We start from the raw sequence: 18,218 nt of genomic DNA, 5'->3' as shown, positions 1-18,218 counted from the left end.
CCATCCGGGGCATCTGGTACAGCGCCGAACCTGGCCCTTTGGCACTGCCCGCCTGGCCGACGCGGTCAGACACAAGGCACCGACGCCTGCTGCTCGCCCCGGAATCAGCAGAAAAACCTGATATCTTCGCCTCTCACCTCCAGATTTTTCCACGCCCTATCAGTCAGTTAAACGGGGTCTGGCCGGAGGAGTCTTCCCTATGGGAATAGTTTTTTCCTGGATGGTTGATTTTCATTTCGCTTGCTCGCAATGTAGCCCTGCACACCAGACCAGATCGGCAATCGGTATGATCTGGCGCGGCAAGTGGTCTGCCCTCTGGTCCATTGGAACGGTACTTTTCTCGGTTGGCGCTTTTCTGCTGCGGGAAATTCAGCCCTCACAGCATGAAAGAAAGCCGGGAAGACCGGCAGCAAGGACCGGCGGGCAGGCGGAATAATCCGGCGCTTCCGGGACGCAGCCCTGCTGCGCGCGGAACTCCAAAAGACCGGAACGGCCGGCGACATGCCGGAAAGACCAGAAACCGGCCCCATGAGAGGAGCCGGACCCACAACAGGGAGTGCGTATATGGAAGAAACTGCCACGTTCTTCGCGGAACAGGTAAACCTCAGCCAGCTCGTCCAGAACCTCGTCTATGCGTCTGGTACGGTGGGGGCGCTGATGGTTGTCGCCGGGCTTTTAATGATCGATGCCGGCACAACGCGAAGCGCTAATCTCTACAACTCCACCATCGAGAAAATGGTGGGGTTTTTTATTGGATTCGCGACCTATTTCGCGGTCGGCTTCGGCTTCTGGGCCGGGCAATATTACATCATGGGCGGCGCCACGATGATGGATTCGCTGAAGGACTGGTGGTTCTTCGGTACGCTGTCGAATGCCCATGCGCAAAATGTCGATCCCGCCGTCTGGCCGGGGCTGAACACATTCCAGATCTTCATCTTCTTCCTCGCCACCTTTGCGGGGATCGTGAACGTGCTGCTGCATTTCGCGGTGTCCGAGCGGATGAAGGCCTCGGCCTTTTACATCACCTGCGTGGTGGCAACGGTCGTTTCCTCGATCCTGAGCTGGGTGGTCTGGGGTTCGGTCGGGCCGCTGACCAATGCCGGCTTCCATGACTTCTTCGGGATCGGCTTCGTCTATATCTTCCCGACGGGGATCGCGATGGTGCTGGTGCCGCAGCTTGGCAAGCGCCCCGGCATGTTCGCGCCCCATCCCAAGGTGCCCTCTTACCAGGCGCCGTCGATCGGCCTCGCGGCAACCGGCATCATCACCATCTTCTCGGGCCTGCCGATGGTGATTCTTTCCTGCCTGTTCTTTGTCGACCCGGAAGCCCGCGCGATTTCGGTCACCATGGCCGATACCTCGCTGGGGATTGCCTTCAACAACTATGCGCTGGCCTGGGCCGGCGGCGCCATCACCGGCGCAGCAATCTCGTATAAGACGAAGAACTACATCTACCTCCTGTTCGGACCGCTCGGCGGCTATGTCGCGGGTGCGCCCGGATTTGACGTCTGGCTGCCCTGGCAGATGTTCCTCGTGGCGCTTGGCGCACCGCTGACCTGCTGGCTGGTCTATGATTTCACCTCCAAGCGTGAAATCGACGAGCACAAGCTGTTCCCCCTCTTCATCGGCTGCGGCTTCTACGGCCTCGTGATGATTGGCCTCTTCAAGGCCGGCACGCCGCGCGGCGGGTATTGGGGCATCACCGAAGGGCCCTTTGCCTATCAGCATGGCCATATCAGCCTGTTGATGCAGCTTGCGGGCTTTGCGCTGTGCCTTGGCGTCGGCATCATCACCGGGCTGATCCTGTCGGTGGTGCTTAAGGCGACGACCGGGCTGCGTGTGCCCGAAGAGGAGCAGGCCGAAGGGCTCGACAAGCTTCGCTGGGGGCTCGACAACGGCAAATAAGCCGGGCCTTCGCGTCCCTGACTGCAAGCCGGCGGGAGATCCTTCCGCCGGCTTTGCCATGTCGCATCCAGGCGTCGCACAAGGATCGGGCAGTTCCGCGCGCCGCGCCCGGAGACCGAATGAGGAACAGGAAAATGTTCTCTGTCAGGAAACCTTTTTTAACATGAATGTTGCTTTTCCGATCCCGACCTTTCAGAATGAGTCGCAACATTCATTAAGAAAACGACGGGAGGAATCATGACCAATTCCTGGAGATTCTCTGCACTCGGTGATCGCCACCGCGCGCTCGGCTCGGATATGGAAGACTGGAGCGGGATGGGCACGGCCTGGTCCTACAAGGTCGGTGACGCAGATGCCGAATATATGGCCATCCGTACCAAAGCCGGCCTGATGGACGTCTCGGGCCTGAAAAAGGTCTATCTGAACGGACCGGCCGCCAGCCACGTGATCGAACGCGCCACCACGCGCAACGTTGAAAAGATCATGCCGGGCCGTTCGTCCTACGCGACCATGCTGTCCGATGGCGGCAAGTTCGTCGATGACTGCGTGATCTACCGCACCGGGCCGAACAATTTCATGGTCGTCCATGGCACCGGCAACGGCCATGAGCAGCTGGCCATGTACACCACCGGCCGCGATGTCGATATCCGCTTTGACGACAACCTGCATGACCTGTCGCTTCAGGGCCCGCTGGCCGTTGACTACCTGCAAAAGCACGTGCCCGGCATCCGGGACCTGAACTATTTCAGCCATATGCAGACCTCACTTTTCGGCAAGCCCGTCATGATCTCGCGCACCGGCTATACCGGCGAGCGCGGCTATGAGATCTTCGTGCGCGGCCAGGATGCCGGCATGGTCTGGGACCGTATCCTGGAAGAAGGCGCCGATATGGGCATCATGCCCTGCCGCTTCACCACGCTCGATATGCTGCGGGTCGAAAGCTACCTGCTGTTCTACCCGTTCGACACGTCGGAGAATAACCCCTTTGACAACGAGCCGGGCGGCGACACGCTGTGGGAGCTTGGCCTCGATTTCACCGTCTCGCCGGGCAAGATCGGCTTCCGCGGTGCGGAAGAACATTACCGCCTGAAGGGCAAAGAGCGCTTCAAGATCTGGGGCCTGAAGCTTGAGGGCAACAAAGTCCCGGGCAACGGCGCGCCGGTGTTCAAAGACGGCAAGAAAGTGGGTGTCGTGACCCAGGCGATGCATTCGCCGCTGAACAACTGGACCGTCGCAATTGCGCGACTGCCGGTTGAATATGCCAATAACGACACCAAACTTGTGGTGAACTGCGAGACCCATGGCGAGATCGCGGCGACCAGCCATTCGATGCCGTTCTACGACGTCGAGAAAAAGCGCCGCACCGTCAAAGGCTGATACCGTCAAAGGCTGATCAGGTTCAGCCCTGTCTGTTCCCCTCCCCGCCGCGCATCTTTGTGGCGGGGAGGTCATCACCCTCCAGGGAGGAAGGCCCGCAAGAGGCTTTGGGGTGAGGAAGAGACATGAAGCCGATGCGCCGGCCCTCGCGGGTGCATCATGCCAGAGCGAAAGAAGAAGAATGTCGCAAACGCAAGCAGATGACATCATGAGATCCCGGCCGCTCTATGGCCGCCTTGTTCCACGGCAGGGTTCCTCGCATTTCATTGTGGCCGATGGCGAAGGGGGCGAGGCTGTGGCCGCGCTTCTGACTGCCGCGCCGGATCTGAAATCCACGACCCATATCGTCTATATTCCTGGCACCAATGGCACCGATCTGACCACGATGGTCTCGGGGCTTGGCGCGCAGGTCTTCCACCCCGCGCCCAGCTATGCCTCTGCCTCGCAGCGCATCCGCAAGGTGCTGGGCGATGCGCATATGGGGTTGCAGCTTTATGCCGCCGGCACCGAGGGGCTGATCGGCCAGGTACAGCGCGACGCGATTGCCGCCGGCCTGCCGCATGATGCGCTCCAGACCGAGCAGCGCGGCTCACTCGCGCGGCGTGTGCAATGCGTCCATTGCAAAGGCATCACCGAAAACGTGACGCTTGACCCGTTTGTCTGCTCGCATTGCGGGCTCAACCTCTTCGTGCGCGACCATTATTCGCGCCGCCTCGCTGCCTTCCAGGGCGTCTGCATCGACGCCGAAGACCCCGGCGAAGTGCCCGCCTCCGAGGAGCGTTTCAAATGAGCGGCTCGACCAGATTGCCCGTGATCGTGACCGAAGTGGTCGAGGTCAACAGCCTGATCAAACGCTTCCGTTTCGTGCGCGAAGATGGCGGGCTGATGCCGGGTTTCTCGGGCGGCGCCCATACCGTCGTCGAGATGGATGACAATGGCACCCGCCGCCTGAACGCCTATTCGCTGATGTCCGACCCGTCGGACAGCTCGGGCTATGAGATTTCTGTACGCCGCGACGAGACCGGACGCGGCGGCTCTTTGTTCATGCATTCCGGCGTGAAGCCCGGCATGAAAATGGTGATCTCGCAGCCGGTGAACCTCTTCGGGCTGGACCTGCGCGCGAAGAAACATCTGCTGATCGCAGGCGGTATCGGCATCACCCCCTTCATCGCGCAGATGGCACAGCTGGACACGCTCGGCCATAAGTTCGAGCTGCATTACGCCATGCGTGACCGCGAGCTGGGCGCCTATATGAAAGAGCTCTCCGCCCGTTACGGCGACCGGGTTCATCCCTATTACGACCTGGAAAAACAGGCGATCGACCTCGCGACCCTGTTGAAAACGCAACCGCTTGGCACGCATCTTTATGTCTGCGGCCCCAAGGGGATGATCGGCTGGGTGCTTTCGACCGCTGAAAAGATGGGCTGGCCGAAAGGCGCGCTCCATTCCGAAGAATTCCTCGCTCCCCCGGTGGGCGAGGCGTTTAAGGTCGAGCTGTCAAAGTCAAACATCACCGTCAATGTCGGCCCGACCCAGTCGATGCTGGAGGCGCTGGAAGCTGCCGGCGTCGATGCCCCCTATCTCTGCCGTGGCGGTGCCTGCGGCCAATGCGAATGCAAGGTCAACGCCGTCGAAGGCGAGATCCTGAATTATGATCACTGGCTTTCCGACGAACAGAAAGCCGCGAAATCCCATATCATGCCCTGCGTCTCGCGTTTCAAAGGCGAGCGCCTGGTGATCGAACTCTGAGGAGGATGCGATGAGCCTTGATGATGCGTTCAAAGACCCGTTCTTCCGCGACGAGAGCTTTTTCGGCGATTACACCTATCGCAACTCGCCCCATGCGGTGAACCGTTTCCCCTTCCCCTTCCCCGAAGACGATTACATGTATTCGGTGAATATGGAGCCCCATGTTGCGGGTCGCCCCGGCTCGATCTTTGAACATTACTTTGACGTGGACGAGCATTACGTCTCGGAAATGCGTGACCGCGCCCGGGTGCTGGAACAGGACCCGCTGCGCTGCCAGTCGCTGCCACATATGACGCTGGCGGGCTGGGATCTCCTTGAACTGATCATGGAGAAATTCTCGGAGGAATACCCCCAGTGGTTCTCGCTGACGAAAGACGGGAACAAGTGGCACTGGATCAACCGCCCGCTGGGGATCGACCAGAAGTTCACCTTCCTGGACGAATCGACTCTGCCGATGGGGCCGTTTGAATATATCACCCGCCAGGCCCAGGGCGATTTCACGCTGCAGGATCAGCGCGACGACAATCTCTGGATCGAAGCCGGCATGGTGACCAGCCAGGCCGACTGGAGCCTTGATTTCGATATCGGGATGAATTTCCACGAATGGCATGCGCCGGTGCCGCTGGCGCATCAGATGGGGATCTTTGACCGGGCGCTGAAATTCCTGCTCGCGCTTCAGTATGGTGCGCCGGTGCGGCGGTTCAACTGGACGATGACCGTCGATCCGCTGCTGGATACCAGCCCCGAAAATTACCACAAATGGGGCCCGTCAAAGACCACCATGACGCCCGAGACCATCGGCAAGCGCCAGCATCTGCGGGTGGAATTGCAGACGCTGATCCGGCTGCCGCGCTCGAATGCGATTGTTTTCCCGATCCGCTGCTACCTGATCAGTCTGGATGATCTGGTCACCAAGCCGAAATGGGCGCGGCGTTTCCACCGGGTGATCAAAACCGTGCCCGATGAGCTGGCGACCTATAAGGGCTTCATCCGCAACAAGCCGATGATCCTCGACTATCTGGCGAAATATGATGATGGCGCGCCGACCTCGCCCGGCTGGTGGCCAGAAGACTGACCCTGAGACTGACCCGGAGACGAGAATGACCCCGCGCCGCCCCTTCCCCGGGCGGCGCTGGCTTATCCGCACCGGGCTTGCCATATAGCAGGCATGGAACAGCTGCCCGTCACCGAGATTCTGCCTGACCTGCGTGCGGCGCTGGCCCGTGCGGGGCGGGCCGTTCTGCAGGCCCCGCCCGGCGCCGGCAAGACCACGCTGGTGCCGCTCGACCTGCTGAAATCAGGGCTGTTCGCGCAAAAAATCCTGATGCTGGAACCGCGCCGCCTTGCCGCCCGCGCCAGTGCCGAGCGTATGGCAGAAACCCTTGGCGAAAAGATCGGCGAAACAGTCGGCTACCGCATCCGGGGCGAGGCGAAGGTCTCGGGCGCCACCCGGATCGAGGTGGTGACCGAGGGCATTCTGACCCGGATGATCCAGTCTGACCCCGAACTGCCGGGGATCTCCTGTATCATCTTTGATGAATTCCACGAACGCTCGCTCCATGCTGATTTCGGCCTTGCGCTGGCGCTCGAGGTCCGCGCGGCCTTGCGCCCCGATCTGGCGCTGCTGGTCATGTCGGCGACACTCGATGCCGCACCGGTCGCGGCCCTGATGAATGACGCCCCGATGATCACGGCAGAGGGCCGCGCCTATCCTGTCGAGACCCGCTGGCTGCCCCGCCCGGTTGATGCCTCGATGCGGTTTGATGCCGCCATGGCCGGGCTGATTGCCCAGGCGCTGGAAGAAACCACCGAAGGGGGCCTGCTGGCCTTCCTGCCCGGCGAAGGCGAGATCCGGCGCGTCGAGGCGCGGTTGAAAGACATCCCCGGGATCGCGCTGCGCCCGCTGTTTGGCGCAATGGATTTCCAGGCGCAGCGCGCAGCACTGGCACCGGTCGAAGGTCTCAGGCGTGTGGTGCTGGCGACCTCGATTGCGGAAACCTCGCTGACTTTGCCCGACATCCGCGTGGTGGTCGATGGTGGCCGTGCGCGCCGCGCGCGGTTCGACCCGGCTTCGGGCATGTCGCGGCTGGTGACCGAGCGCGTCACCCGCGCCGAGGCAGAACAGCGCCGGGGCCGCGCCGGCCGGGTTGCGGCTGGCATCTGCTACCGGCTCTGGACCAAAGGCGAGGAAGGCGGGCTTCTGGCTTTCCCGCCGCCCGAGATCGCCTCGGCCGATCTGACTGCGCTTGCGCTCGAACTGGCGGAATGGGGCTCGGACGATCTGCCTTTCCTCACGCCACCGCATCCCGCAACCCTGCGCGAGGCGCGTGATCTTCTGACCACGCTGGGCGCGCTCGACGGCTCAGGCTCGATCACCGGTCACGGGCGCCGGCTCTCGCGCCTGCCGCTGCATCCCCGCCTTGGCCATATGCTGATGATCGCCGGGCCAGATGCCGCCCGCCTGGCGGCGCTGGCGGAAGAACGCGACCCGATGCGCGGTGCCGGGCCGGATCTGATGCTGCGCCTCAAAGCCATTGAACGCCCGCCCGAAACCGCCAGCCGCGCGGTGATCGAACGTATCCGCCAGGAGGCGAAACGCCTCGCGCGCGCGGTGCCGGAGGGCGCGCGCCCCGGGCTTTCGGTCGCGCAATGGGCGGCGCTGGCCTGGCCTGACCGTATCGGGCTCCGGCGTAAAGGTGACGCACCGCGCTACCTTCTGGCCAATGGCAAGGGTGCGGTGGTCGCGACCGGCACCGCGCTGGCCAAAGAACCGCTGATCATTGCAACCGACCTCGATGGCGATCTGCGCGAGGCCACGCTGCGCCTTGGGCTGGCCATCAGCGAAGAGGAACTGCGCGAGATCCATGGCGCGGCGATCACCTGGTCCGATGAGGTGATCTGGAACAGCCGTGAAAACCGCGTCCAGGCGCTGAAACGAGAACACTTTGGCGCGCTGGTGCTGGCCGAGCGCCCCTGGCCTGACGCGCCCCCCGCGGCGCTCGCCCGCGCGGCTCTGGACGGTCTTCGCGAAAACGGGATCTTCTGGTCGCCCGCCGCCGCGCGGCTGCGCGCCCGTATCCGCCTGACCCGTGACGCGGACTGGCCAGAGGTCAGTGACGAAGCACTGCTGGCCAGCGCCGAAGACTGGCTCCTGCCGCATCTGACCCGCGCCCGCAGCCTGTCTGACCTGAAGGCCCTGGATCTGATCGAGCCCCTGAAAGCCCATATCGGCTGGGACCACATGGCAGAGGTGAACCGCCTTGCCCCCGCCCATTTCACCACGCCTCTGGGGCGCGAGGTGCCGATCGATTATGACGGCGACCACCCCGCAATCGAGGTCCGTCTGCAGGAAATGTTCGGCGTCACCCGCCATCCGGTGGTCGGCCAGAACCGGCTGCCTTTGCGCATCACGCTTCTGTCGCCGGCGCGCCGTCCGGTGCAGGTGACACTGGATCTGCCGGGTTTCTGGGCCTCGTCTTACGCCGATGTCAGAAAGGATATGCGCGGGCAATATCCGAAACATCCCTGGCCCGAAGACCCGCGCGAAGCAGAGCCGACCCTGCGCGCCAAACCCCGCAGCTGATCCCCCTTCCCGCCGCCATTAGCCCAGGATAGGGATGCTGGCGCTAACGGAGGAACGAAAGCCATGAGCCTCACCATGACCCGCCAGGAAGCGACACGCGCCCGCTGGGCGCTGGCCGCGATGTTTGCCGGCGGCGGTATGCTGGTGGGCGCCTGGGCGCCCCAGATTCCGCTTTTGCTGCCAAAGCACGGCATCGACAAGGCGGTGCTCGGCTTGCTGATCCTGGGGCTTGGGGTGGGGGCTATGCTTGCGATGCTGGTTGCGGGCAAGGCGATCCAGAAATATGGCACGCTGCCTTTGCTCCGCCTCGCGGCGCTGGCCCAGGCACCGGTGCTGCCCCTGGTGGTTTACGCGCCCTCTCTGCCGCTGCTCGCGCTGGCGATGGTGCTCTTTGGCCTGATGATGGGCTTTCTCGATGTGCTCGCGAATTCCAATGCGGTCGAGATCGAACGGCGGCTCGGGCGGGCTGTGATGTCGTCGCTGCACGGGTTCTGGAGCCTTGGCGGCTTTATCGCGGGTACAGTCGGGGCATGGATCATCTCGAAAACCTCGGCCGAGACCCAGTCCCTGGTGGCTGCGGGGGCGATTGCCGCGCTGGTATTGATTGCGATGCCCTATCTCCGCGGTGCCCCGCCCGAGGGGGCGCCCCAGCCGGGGACTGCTGCTGCGGTAAAGGACAGTTTCCTGCCGAAAGATCCCGGCATCTGGATCCTTGGCGTGATGGCGCTGATGGCCTTTGTACCGGAAGGATCAATCCTGGACTGGGGCGCGCTTTATCTTGGCGAAGCCTTTGGCGCCGATGAGTTCACTGCGGGCCTTGGATTTGCGTTTTTCGCGGCGAGCATGGCGATCACCCGCTTTCTTGGCGACCGGCTCAGGAATGTCTTTGGCGGCGTGCGGATCTTCTTTTTCTCGGCTCTGATTGCCGGGATCGGGATGGCGCTGGCTGCCGCCGCGCCCGGGTCCTGGATTGCAATCTTCGGCTTTGCCATTTCCGGGCTGGGCTGTGCCAATCTGGTGCCGGTGATCTTTTCTGCCGCCGGCAATTACCCCGGCCAGCGTGCGGGCGCGGCTATGTCGGTTGTGACGATGGTGGGCTATGCGGGCATTCTGATGGCGCCGGCCTCGATCGGCTGGCTGGCCGAGCATTTCGGCCATCGCGTCACCTTCGGCGGCCTCGCAGTGATGATCTTCGGGCTTGCGGCGCTGGCCGGACGAACCGCCAGCGCCGATGATCGCCAGGTGGAGTGAGGCGGTCTCAGACCCCGAGGCACCAGCGCATCACGGCCTTTTGTGCGTGCAGGCGGTTCTCGGCCTCGTCGAAGATCACCGAATGCGGACCGTCCATCACGGCGCTGGTCGCCTCGTCATTGCGGTGTGCCGGCAGGCAATGCATGAAGAGCGCATCGGGTTTGGCACGGCTCATCAGCTGTTCATTGACCTGATAGGGGCGCAGCTGGTTATGACGGCGTTCGCGCGCGGATTCCGGGTCATGCATCGAAACCCAGGTGTCGGTGACCACCAGATCGGCACCCTCAATCGCGGTGAAGGGATCGCGCTGGATGGTGACTTTTGAGCCTTTCGAGCGCGCGAAATCCAGCCATTTTCCTTCGGGGTCAAGCGTTTCCGGCCCGGTGAAGGTGAAGTCAAATCCAAACTGCCCGGCCGCATGCAGAAAGCTTGCGCAGACATTGTTGCCGTCTCCGGCCCAGACCACCTTGCGGCCCCTGATCGGCCCGCGATGTTCTTCATAGGTCTGGATATCGGCCATGATCTGGCAGGGATGGGTGCGGTTTGTCAGCCCGTTGATCACCGGCACCGTGGCATGTTCGGCCATCTCGAGAAGCGTGTCTTCCTCGAAGGTACGGATCATGATCAGGTCGACATAGCGCGAGAGCACTTTGGCGGTATCGGCAATGGTCTCGCCATGGCCGAGCTGCATTTCCTTGCCGGAAAGCACCATGGTCTCGGCCCCGAGCTGACGGGCGCCGACATCGAAGGAGACGCGGGTACGGGTCGAGGGCTTTTCAAAGATCAGCGCGACCATGCGGCCTTTCAGCGGCTGGTCATCATCAGGCGTGCCTTTCGGGCGATCCTTGCGGGCGGCCTTCATCGCATGGGCCTTGTCCATCATCGCCCGGAGATCATCGGTCGAAGTGGTGTGGATATCGAGGAAATGTTTCATTTCGGTTCGCTTTTTGACAGGTCGGGCAGCGGGGGCCAGCCCCCGCACCCCCGGGATATTTAAGGACAGATGAAATCAGGCGGCCTTCAGGCTGGTCGCCACCTGGTCGAGGCGGGTAAGCGCCTCGGTGATGTCTGCATCGGGAATATTGAGGGCCGGGAGCAGGCGCAGGACGTTATCAGCGGCGGCGACGGTCAGGAGACCGGCCTGGTAGCCTGCAGTGACCACATCGCCCGGCGCAAGAACGCATTTCAGCCCGAGCATCAGGCCTTCACCGCGGACTTCGGTGAAAATATCCGCATGGCGCGCGACAAGGGATTCGAGCCCCTGGCGCAGCAGCGCCGATTTGCGCGACACCTCTGCGAGGAAGGCCGGGTCGGAGATGATTTCGGTGAGTTTTGCGCCCACGGCACAGGCAAGTGGGTTGCCGCCATAGGTTGAGCCATGTGTGCCTGCGGTCATGCCTTTGGCGGCGCGCTCGGATGCGAGCACCGCGCCGAGCGGGAAGCCGCCGCCGATGCCTTTGGCGACCATCATGATATCAGGTGTGACGCCCTTCCATTCATGCGCGAAAAGACGTCCGGTGCGGCCCATACCGCATTGTACTTCATCGAGGATCAGAAGCGTGCCGGTCTTGTCGCAAAGCGCCCGGATCTCCTGCAAAAGCGCGTCGGGCACCGGGCGGATGCCGCCTTCGCCCTGGATCGGCTCGATGATCACGGCACAGGTCTTGTCGGTGATGGCGGCGCGGATCGCGTCTGCATCATTCCAGGCAAGCTGCTGGAAGCCCTCCATCAGCGGACCATAGCCCTTGACCATCTTTTCCGAGCCGGCAAGCGCGATGGCGCCGGTGGAGCGGCCGTGAAAGGCGCCTTCAAAAGCGATGAAGCCGGTCCGCTCCGGCTGGCCATTCTCGTAATGGAATTTCCGCGCCATCTTGATCGCAAGCTCGGCAGCTTCCGTCCCGGAATTGGTGAAGAAAACGGTGTCGGCAAAGGTTCTGTCGACCAGCAGCTCTGCCAGCTTTTCCTGTTCCGGGATCGTATAGACATTCGAGACATGCCAGAGCCGCCCCGCCTGTTCGGTCAGCACGGCCACCAGTTCCGGCGCGGCATGGCCAAGCGCATTCACCGCGATCCCGGCGCCGAGGTCCAGATATCGGCGGCCGTCGCTCGCCTCCAGCCAGCTGCCCTCGCCCTTTACGAAGGACAAAGGCGCGCGGTTATAGGTGGGAAGCACGGGCGTGATCATGGAATTTCCCTCAGGAATGGAAGCCAAAGGCGTAAAGCCGGGGCAATGGGGGTGTCAACATGCGGATTTTATTCCTGCGTGGTGACGGGTCGCTGACAGACAGAGCTCTGTCGGGATATGCGGGGGATTGCCCTGAGTGACCGGCGGGCAAGCCGGGACCAACGCCTCAGCGGCGTAGCGAATGAATAAGCTGTTTCGCTTTCATGGTCATGTGCATCTGATAAAACGGCAATGGCGCTTTGTAAACGGGAATGCGGGGGATCTGCGGAAAGGATTTTGCGCGGCGGGGCTTTTGCGCGGAACGCCGGGCCATGCGAGGATCCGCGAATGCGTGATCCCCTGATTCTGCCCCTGATCCTGACCGGCTGGCGCCACAGCATCCACACTGCCATCGTGCGGCTGACCCTTGCTGAGAAAGGCGTGGCAGCGCGTTTCGTCGAGGTTGACCAGTTCCGGACGCCTGATGCGGCAGGGCTTTCCCCCTTTGGCATGGTGCCGGTGCTGCGCCAGGGTGAGTTCACGCTTTATGAGACCGGGGCGATCTGCCGCTGGATTGACGAGGGCTTTGACGGCCCGGCGCTGCAGCCCGGGGATCCGAAGGCGCGGGCACGGATGGTCCAGGCCATCGCCATCATGGATGCGCATGGCTTTCGCCCGATGCTGCGCGACCATTACGGGGCGGGGGTCTTTGCGCTGGCCGAGGGCGAGCCGCCGGATCCGGCGCGGGTTTCGGCCGGGCTGCGCGCGGCGATGCCGGTTCTGGCCGCGCTGGACGGGATCGCGACTGAGGGGCTGGTGCTCTCCGGTCCGCTGACCCTTGCCGATCTGCATCTGGCACCGATGTTTGCAGGCTTTACCCGCAGCCCGGACGGAGCGGCGGCGGTGGCTGCCTTTCCGGCCTTGCACAACTGGTGGCAACGCCAGGCAAAACGCCCGCATGTCGCCACCTGTCTCGCCCCTTTGCCGGACCATTAATCCTGACCTGCGATCAGGAACGGGATTTGATTCGCTATCCCCTTGCGGCCCCCTGCCCCCTCCCCTTATTATGCAGCGGTTATCAGACAGGCGGAGAGGCATATGTCCTGGACGGACGAGCGGGTTGAAACCCTCAAGCGCATGTGGGGCGAGGGTCAGTCGGCCAGCCAGATCGCCAAGGAACTTGGCGGCGTCACCCGCAATGCAGTCATCGGCAAGGTTCACCGGCTGGGCCTTTCGAACCGCGTAGGCGGCAAGGATGACGAAGAGGCCGCGCCGGCTCCGGCAGCAGCGGCCCCGCCGCCACGCCCGGAACCCGTCGCCGAGGCAGCCCCGGCTCAGCCGGCACCGCCGCGTGAAGAGCCCGCACCGGCGGCACCGCGCGCGGCACCTGCGCCGTCGGCGGCTCCGGTGTCGAATGTCACGCCGCTGCCGCTCCGCAAAGCCATCGTGCCCGCAGGTCAGCCGCTGCCGCCGCAGCCCTCGCTCAACGAGATCAGCCCCGAGGCGCTGGCTTCGGTGCGTGAAGTCGAAAAGCGTGCCCGCAAGCTGTCGCTGATGGAACTGACCGAGCGCACCTGCAAATGGCCGATCGGCGACCCGGCAACCGATGATTTCTGGTTCTGCGGCCTGCCCTCGCTGCCCGGTAAACCCTATTGCGAGGCCCATGTCGGCGTCGCCTTCCAGCCGATGAGCGCCCGCCGCGACCGCCGTCGCTGATGCCTCCGGGCGTTTTCGCCCGGTCCCCGGAATGACAAAAGCCCGCAGGAGAAATCCTGCGGGCTTTTTGCGGCGCACACCCTGCTGAGACTGAACGGGCCAGAAAATCAGAAGGCCGAAGGTCAGAAGGCCGGATTGAGCTTTGTCTCGAACGCCCCGGTGACATCGCGACAAAGCGCGGCATCCGGCTCTTCCTGGTCCCAGTCTGTAACCGAACAGACCCTGCCGCTGAAGCTGCCGCTGATCGCCCCGGCCTGCCCGTCAAAGGCGTAGCGGGTGACCGTGACCTCCGGCGGGCTGGCCAGAAGGCTGGCAAAAAAGGGCGGCTGCTGCCCGGCCGGATACCAGGTGATTTCAGGCTTGAGCACCGGCTGGGCGCCTTCGCCCGGCCAGCCGAAGGCGAGGTGGAAGAACGGCCCGCTGCCATCCGGCTCCTGCCCGCCCGAAACGGCCACAATCGTTTCATTGCCGGTCAGCGCGCCATCGGCAACCGAAGCTGTGCCGACCCTGACCGTGTCGAACAGGAAGCTGACCGTCATGAATTCATGGCTTTCGCCGTCGCTTTCCAGCCTGATCCAGCCATCGACCTGCTGGCCCGTGACCTCCTCCATCTCCTCCCCCTCTTCCTGTGCCAAAGCCGGGCTCGCAGAAAAGACCGCAGAAATGGCCGCAGAGAGGATCACGGAAAGAAGGGCGGCAGAACAGACAAAGCGCATGGCGCGGATCCCCGGAGAGAGGTGAAAACTGCGGGTAAACTGGCGGCGCAGGGTCGGGATGTAAAGCCGTGATCCGGATATGGAAAACCCGCCCCTGGCACAGCCGGGGCGGGTTCGGGTCTGTTCCCGGACCAGATCAGCCGCGGCGGATCGCCGCGCCGAGCCCGTTCATCAGCGCCTCGAAGACCGGGAAAGAGGTCACAATCGGCGAGCCGTCATCAACCGTGATCTCGCGCTTCGCGGCCATGCCGGCGACGAGGAAGCTCATGGCGATGCGGTGATCAAGATGGGTCTTGCAGGTGGCGCCGCCCGGCATTCCGCCCGCGCCCATGCCGTGGACGATCAGCACGTCTTCCTCTTCCTCGATCTTCACACCGCAGGCCTCAAGGCCGCGCGCCATGGCGTCGATCCGGTCGGATTCCTTGACGCGGAGTTCTTTGACGCCGCGCATGGTGGTGACGCCTTCGGCAAAAGAGGCCACGACCGAGAGGATCGGATATTCGTCGATCATCGAAGGCGCGCGATCCTCCGGCACTTCGATGCCCCTGAGATCGGGCGAGAAGCGCACGCGCAGATCTGCCACCGGCTCGCCGCCCTCTTCGCGCGGGTTCTCAAAGTCGATCAGGGCGCCCATCTCGACCAGGGTCAGGTAAAGCCCGTTGCGGGTGAGGTTCTGGCTGACGCCCGGCACGCGGATATCCGAGCCCTCGGCGATCAGCGCGGCACAGACCGGGAAAGCGGCCGAAGACGGGTCACGCGGCACCGCCACAATCTGCGGACGCAGTTCGGGGCGGCCTTTCAGCGTGATGACATGGCCTTCCGAGGTTTTTTCAACGGTCAGATCGGCGCCGAATCCCAGCAACATACGCTCGGAATGATCGCGGGTCGGCTCGCGCTCGATCACGACGGTCTCGCCAGGCGCATTCAGACCCGCGAGCAGCACGGCAGATTTCACCTGGGCCGAGGCGACCGGAAGCGTATAGCGCACCGGAACCGGATCGGCGGCGCCGACCACGGTCATCGGCAGACGACCGCCTTTGCGCCCGTAAGCTTCGGTTCCAAACAGCGACAACGGGTCGGTCACCCGCCCCATCGGCCGTTTCCGCAGGCTCGCATCCCCGGTGAAGGTAGCCGAGATCGGCGTCGTCGCCATGGTCCCCATGATCAGACGCACGCCGGTGCCGGAATTGCCGCAATCGATCACATCGGCAGGTTCCTGAAAGCCGCCGACGCCAACGCCGTTCACCGACCAGATCCCCTCGCCATGACGGGTCACGGTCGCGCCGAAAGCGCGCATCGCTTTCGCGGTATCGATCACATCCTCACCTTCCAGGAGGCCGGTGATCTTCGTTTCTCCGACAGCCATGGCCCCGAAGATAAGCGAGCGATGCGAGATCGACTTGTCGCCAGGCACCGATGCCACGCCTTTCAGCGGCCCGCTTTTGGCGGAAATCATCACCTGTGCGTCACCATGGCCAGACATATTTCTCTCCCGTCCCGCAAATGCCCCTGCCTGATAGCGCAAGCAGAAGAGGGGGTCCAGCATCGCAGCGGCATGAGAGACGGAAAGCACAGATGCCTCAGTCGGGTGCCTTTGGATCAGGAGGAAATGCGGGCTTCCGTTTGACGGAAATACGCCCCGCGAAGCGTTCCGCGGTTTCAGTCCCGCCGGAAGGTCAGGTAATGCGGGAAACGCCCCTCACGAAAGGCCTTCTGCTCGTACCGGGTTGAGATCCAGTCTTCCCATGCGCCGCCGTCGCCGGCTTCACGCTCCAGCCGGAACCCGGCCTCGGGCACTTCCTCATGCGCCTGACGGACATAATCGGGGATGTCGGTCGCGATGCGGAATTCGGTCGCGGGCGCCATTACGCGGTGAAGCGCGCGCAGATAGCCCTGCGTCACAAAGCGGCGGCGATGGTGGCGGGCTTTCGGCCAGGGGTCGGGGTAGTTGAGGAAGGTCTTGCCGATCACCCCATCCGGGAGCACGTCAAAAAGGTCACGCACATCGCCCGGATGGATCGAAAGATTCGTCACCCCGGCGGCGCGGATCTTACCGATCAGCATCGCCACCCCGTTCACAAAGGGTTCGCAGCCGATCAGGTGGATCTGCGGGTTCAGCGCCGCCATATGCACCAGATGTTCGCCACCGCCAAAGCCAACCTCCAGCCAGAGCGGAAGACCACCGAATTGCGCCAGATCCAGCGGCGCACGGCCCGGGTTTTCGTCACGGGTGACGCCCCTCAGCCGCAGCGTCTCGAGATCATTGGCGAGATAGTCCTTCTGGCTCGCCCTGAGGGTCTTGCCTTTTGAGCGGCCGTAGAAGTTGCGGCGGGGCTCGGCGGGGAGCTGTTCCGGGGCAACGGGATCGGACATCGGGCGGGCCTCTGGCGGGGTGCGGTCAGGGCGCGCGTCTAAGCGCCACGCAGCACCGGGTCAAGCACAGGCCGGCCGGGAAGCATGAAAAAGGGCGCCGCTATGGGCGCCCTTTTTAGAATTTGGCAGGCAGACCGGGCTCAGACCGCTGCTTTGAGGGCAGCGACGAGATCGTCGCGCTCCCAGGAAAAACCGCCATCCGCTTCCGGCGCGCGGCCGAAATGGCCATAGGCCGAGGTGCGGGCATAGATCGGGCGGTTCAGACCCAGATGGGTGCGGATGCCACGCGGCGTCAGATCCAGCACTTTCGGGATCGCAAGCTCGATCACGCTGTCAGGAACCGCGCCGGTGCCATGGGTATCGACATAGATCGACTGCGGCTCGGCCACGCCGATGGCATAGGAGACCTGCACCGTGCAGCGATCCGCAAGGCCGGCTGCGACGATGTTTTTCGCGAGGTAACGCGCGGCATAGGCGGCCGAGCGGTCAACCTTTGTCGGATCCTTGCCCGAAAACGCACCGCCACCATGGGGGGCTGCGCCACCATAGGTGTCGACGATGATCTTGCGCCCCGTCAGACCCGCATCGCCATCCGGACCGCCGATCACGAAAGACCCGGTCGGGTTGACATGCCAGACGGTCTTTTCAGTGATCCAGCCCGAAGGCAGCACTTCGCGGATATAGGGCTCCACGATGGCGCGGATATCATCCGAGCTTTGCGCGATGTCGGAATGCTGGGTCGAGAGCACGATCGAGGTGGCCTCGACGGGCTTGCCATCCTCGTAGCGCAGCGAAAGCTGCGATTTCGCATCCGGGCGCAGGGTCGGTTCGGCACCGGATTTGCGCACTTCCGCGAGGCGGCGCAGGATCGCATGGCTGTACTGAATCGGCGCCGGCATCAGCTCGGGCGTTTCGCGGCAGGCATAGCCGAACATAATGCCCTGGTCGCCTGCCCCGTCCTTATCAACGCCCTGCGCGATATGGGCCGATTGTGCATGCAGCAGATTGGTCACTTTCAGCGTGTTCCAGTGGAACTCGTCCTGCTCGTAGCCGATATCTTTCACACAGTCGCGCACGATGGTCTCGACGCGCTCCAGCATGGAGGTCAGCGCGCCCTTGTCGGTCAGACCGACCTCGCCGCCCACGACCACGCAATTCGTCGTGGCGAAGGTTTCACAGGCGACGCGGGCATTGGCTTCCTCGGTCAGGAATGCGTCAAGCACGGCGTCGGAGACGCGGTCGCAAACCTTATCGGGATGCCCCTCCGACACGGATTCGGAGGTGAAGACATAGTTCTTGCGGCTCATTGGGGAAGTGCTCCGTTGGAAAGGACCGCGTCACGCCAGGAAGCCGTTGTGACGGTGTGTCATTGCGCTTAGCGCCC

16 protein-coding genes and 1 riboswitch are annotated in these 18,218 nt (G+C 63.3%); of the genes, 9 read left to right on the top strand and 7 right to left on the bottom strand.

From position 1 onward, the window contains the following. Positions 1-564: 564 nt before the first annotated feature. The 7 genes from BLW25_RS02340 (at position 565) to BLW25_RS02310 (ending at position 9,865) form a co-directional block, all read left to right on the top strand. Positions 565-1,905 carry an ammonium transporter family protein gene (locus tag BLW25_RS02340; protein ID WP_092895978.1) on the top strand — a complete coding sequence of 447 codons (1,341 nt, stop codon included), beginning with the start codon at positions 565-567 and terminating at the stop codon, positions 1,903-1,905. A gap of 237 nt (positions 1,906-2,142) precedes the next feature. Continuing rightward, on the top strand, positions 2,143-3,282 hold the full coding sequence (locus BLW25_RS02335) for an aminomethyl transferase family protein (RefSeq protein WP_092895976.1): 1,140 nt from the start codon (positions 2,143-2,145) through the stop codon (positions 3,280-3,282). A gap of 181 nt (positions 3,283-3,463) precedes the next feature. After that, positions 3,464-4,072 carry a dimethylamine monooxygenase subunit DmmA family protein gene (locus BLW25_RS02330; protein WP_092895975.1) on the top strand — a complete coding sequence of 203 codons (609 nt, stop codon included), beginning with the start codon at positions 3,464-3,466 and terminating at the stop codon, positions 4,070-4,072. Next, positions 4,069-5,031, top strand: a complete 963-nt coding sequence (locus tag BLW25_RS02325; protein ID WP_092895974.1) for a PDR/VanB family oxidoreductase — start codon at positions 4,069-4,071, stop codon at positions 5,029-5,031. Before BLW25_RS02330 ends, BLW25_RS02325 begins: the two co-directional genes overlap by 4 nt. 10 nt (positions 5,032-5,041) lie before the next feature. Continuing rightward, positions 5,042-6,106: a heme-dependent oxidative N-demethylase family protein gene (locus BLW25_RS02320; RefSeq protein ID WP_092895973.1), complete on the top strand. Its 1,065-nt coding sequence runs from the start codon at positions 5,042-5,044 to the stop codon at positions 6,104-6,106. Positions 6,107-6,199: 93 nt separating this feature from the next. Further along, positions 6,200-8,614 carry an ATP-dependent helicase HrpB gene (hrpB, locus tag BLW25_RS02315; RefSeq protein ID WP_092895971.1) on the top strand — a complete coding sequence of 805 codons (2,415 nt, stop codon included), beginning with the start codon at positions 6,200-6,202 and terminating at the stop codon, positions 8,612-8,614. Positions 8,615-8,677: 63 nt separating this feature from the next. After that, on the top strand, positions 8,678-9,865 hold the full coding sequence (locus BLW25_RS02310; RefSeq protein ID WP_092895969.1) for an MFS transporter: 1,188 nt from the start codon (positions 8,678-8,680) through the stop codon (positions 9,863-9,865). A 7-nt stretch (positions 9,866-9,872) separates the two neighbouring features. On the opposite strand, the gene argF is transcribed toward BLW25_RS02310, so the two are convergent. The 3 genes from argF to BLW25_RS24200 form a co-directional block, all read right to left on the bottom strand. Beyond that, the gene (gene argF, locus BLW25_RS02305) at positions 9,873-10,799 is read right to left on the bottom strand and encodes an ornithine carbamoyltransferase (protein WP_092895967.1); all 927 of its coding nucleotides are present in this window, start codon (positions 10,797-10,799) and stop codon (positions 9,873-9,875) included. A 75-nt stretch (positions 10,800-10,874) separates the two neighbouring features. Beyond that, positions 10,875-12,050: an aspartate aminotransferase family protein gene (locus BLW25_RS02300; RefSeq protein ID WP_092895965.1), complete on the bottom strand. Its 1,176-nt coding sequence runs from the start codon at positions 12,048-12,050 to the stop codon at positions 10,875-10,877. A gap of 166 nt (positions 12,051-12,216) precedes the next feature. Continuing rightward, the gene (locus tag BLW25_RS24200; protein WP_171909457.1) at positions 12,217-12,363 is read right to left on the bottom strand and encodes a hypothetical protein; all 147 of its coding nucleotides are present in this window, start codon (positions 12,361-12,363) and stop codon (positions 12,217-12,219) included. A 14-nt stretch (positions 12,364-12,377) separates the two neighbouring features. On the opposite strand from BLW25_RS24200, the gene BLW25_RS02295 reads away from it, so the two are divergent. After that, the gene (locus BLW25_RS02295; RefSeq protein ID WP_092895963.1) at positions 12,378-13,025 is read left to right on the top strand and encodes a glutathione S-transferase family protein; all 648 of its coding nucleotides are present in this window, start codon (positions 12,378-12,380) and stop codon (positions 13,023-13,025) included. Positions 13,026-13,127: 102 nt separating this feature from the next. Next, positions 13,128-13,745 (top strand): GcrA family cell cycle regulator, encoded by a 618-nt coding sequence (locus tag BLW25_RS02290; RefSeq protein WP_092895961.1) that lies wholly within the window; start codon positions 13,128-13,130, stop codon positions 13,743-13,745. 122 nt (positions 13,746-13,867) lie between these two features. Here BLW25_RS02290 and BLW25_RS02285 read toward each other — a convergent pair whose 3' ends face one another. The 4 genes from BLW25_RS02285 to metK all read right to left on the bottom strand — a co-directional run bounded on the left by BLW25_RS02285 (position 13,868) and on the right by metK (position 18,141). Then, entirely contained in the window at positions 13,868-14,356 is a 489-nt protein-coding gene (locus BLW25_RS02285) for a hypothetical protein (protein ID WP_143040419.1), read from the bottom strand. Between the two features lie 241 nt (positions 14,357-14,597). After that, a complete protein-coding gene (aroA, locus tag BLW25_RS02280) occupies positions 14,598-15,944 on the bottom strand; it encodes a 3-phosphoshikimate 1-carboxyvinyltransferase (RefSeq protein ID WP_092895957.1) in 1,347 nt (448 codons plus the stop codon). A gap of 176 nt (positions 15,945-16,120) precedes the next feature. Beyond that, positions 16,121-16,834, bottom strand: a complete 714-nt coding sequence (locus BLW25_RS02275; protein WP_092895955.1) for a tRNA (guanine(46)-N(7))-methyltransferase TrmB — start codon at positions 16,832-16,834, stop codon at positions 16,121-16,123. Between the two features lie 140 nt (positions 16,835-16,974). After that, the gene (metK, locus tag BLW25_RS02270; protein ID WP_092895953.1) at positions 16,975-18,141 is read right to left on the bottom strand and encodes a methionine adenosyltransferase; all 1,167 of its coding nucleotides are present in this window, start codon (positions 18,139-18,141) and stop codon (positions 16,975-16,977) included. Between the two features lie 8 nt (positions 18,142-18,149). Next, positions 18,150-18,199: riboswitch (SAM-SAH riboswitch) on the bottom strand. Between the last annotated feature and the right edge of the window lie 19 nt (positions 18,200-18,218).

The organism is Rhodobacter sp. 24-YEA-8, from assembly GCF_900105075.1.
GTDB lineage: Bacteria > Pseudomonadota > Alphaproteobacteria > Rhodobacterales > Rhodobacteraceae > Pseudogemmobacter.
This window is presented reverse-complemented; position numbering and strand designations above follow the sequence as displayed.

What these genes read in the sequence shown, in the direction of transcription:
- BLW25_RS02340 (WP_092895978.1), top strand. Translation starts at nt 565, where the DNA reads ATGGAAGAAACTGCCACGTTCTTCGCGGAACAGGTAAACCTCAGCCAG.
- BLW25_RS02335 (WP_092895976.1), top strand. Translation starts at nt 2,143, where the DNA reads ATGACCAATTCCTGGAGATTCTCTGCACTCGGTGATCGCCACCGCGCG.
- BLW25_RS02330 (WP_092895975.1), top strand. Translation starts at nt 3,464, where the DNA reads ATGTCGCAAACGCAAGCAGATGACATCATGAGATCCCGGCCGCTCTAT.
- BLW25_RS02325 (WP_092895974.1), top strand. Translation starts at nt 4,069, where the DNA reads ATGAGCGGCTCGACCAGATTGCCCGTGATCGTGACCGAAGTGGTCGAG.
- BLW25_RS02320 (WP_092895973.1), top strand. Translation starts at nt 5,042, where the DNA reads ATGAGCCTTGATGATGCGTTCAAAGACCCGTTCTTCCGCGACGAGAGC.
- hrpB (WP_092895971.1), top strand. Translation starts at nt 6,200, where the DNA reads ATGGAACAGCTGCCCGTCACCGAGATTCTGCCTGACCTGCGTGCGGCG.
- BLW25_RS02310 (WP_092895969.1), top strand. Translation starts at nt 8,678, where the DNA reads ATGAGCCTCACCATGACCCGCCAGGAAGCGACACGCGCCCGCTGGGCG.
- argF (WP_092895967.1), bottom strand. Translation starts at nt 10,799, where the DNA reads ATGAAACATTTCCTCGATATCCACACCACTTCGACCGATGATCTCCGG.
- BLW25_RS02300 (WP_092895965.1), bottom strand. Translation starts at nt 12,050, where the DNA reads ATGATCACGCCCGTGCTTCCCACCTATAACCGCGCGCCTTTGTCCTTC.
- BLW25_RS24200 (WP_171909457.1), bottom strand. Translation starts at nt 12,363, where the DNA reads ATGGCCCGGCGTTCCGCGCAAAAGCCCCGCCGCGCAAAATCCTTTCCG.
- BLW25_RS02295 (WP_092895963.1), top strand. Translation starts at nt 12,378, where the DNA reads ATGCGTGATCCCCTGATTCTGCCCCTGATCCTGACCGGCTGGCGCCAC.
- BLW25_RS02290 (WP_092895961.1), top strand. Translation starts at nt 13,128, where the DNA reads ATGTCCTGGACGGACGAGCGGGTTGAAACCCTCAAGCGCATGTGGGGC.
- BLW25_RS02285 (WP_143040419.1), bottom strand. Translation starts at nt 14,356, where the DNA reads ATGGAGGAGGTCACGGGCCAGCAGGTCGATGGCTGGATCAGGCTGGAA.
- aroA (WP_092895957.1), bottom strand. Translation starts at nt 15,944, where the DNA reads ATGTCTGGCCATGGTGACGCACAGGTGATGATTTCCGCCAAAAGCGGG.
- BLW25_RS02275 (WP_092895955.1), bottom strand. Translation starts at nt 16,834, where the DNA reads ATGTCCGATCCCGTTGCCCCGGAACAGCTCCCCGCCGAGCCCCGCCGC.
- metK (WP_092895953.1), bottom strand. Translation starts at nt 18,141, where the DNA reads ATGAGCCGCAAGAACTATGTCTTCACCTCCGAATCCGTGTCGGAGGGG.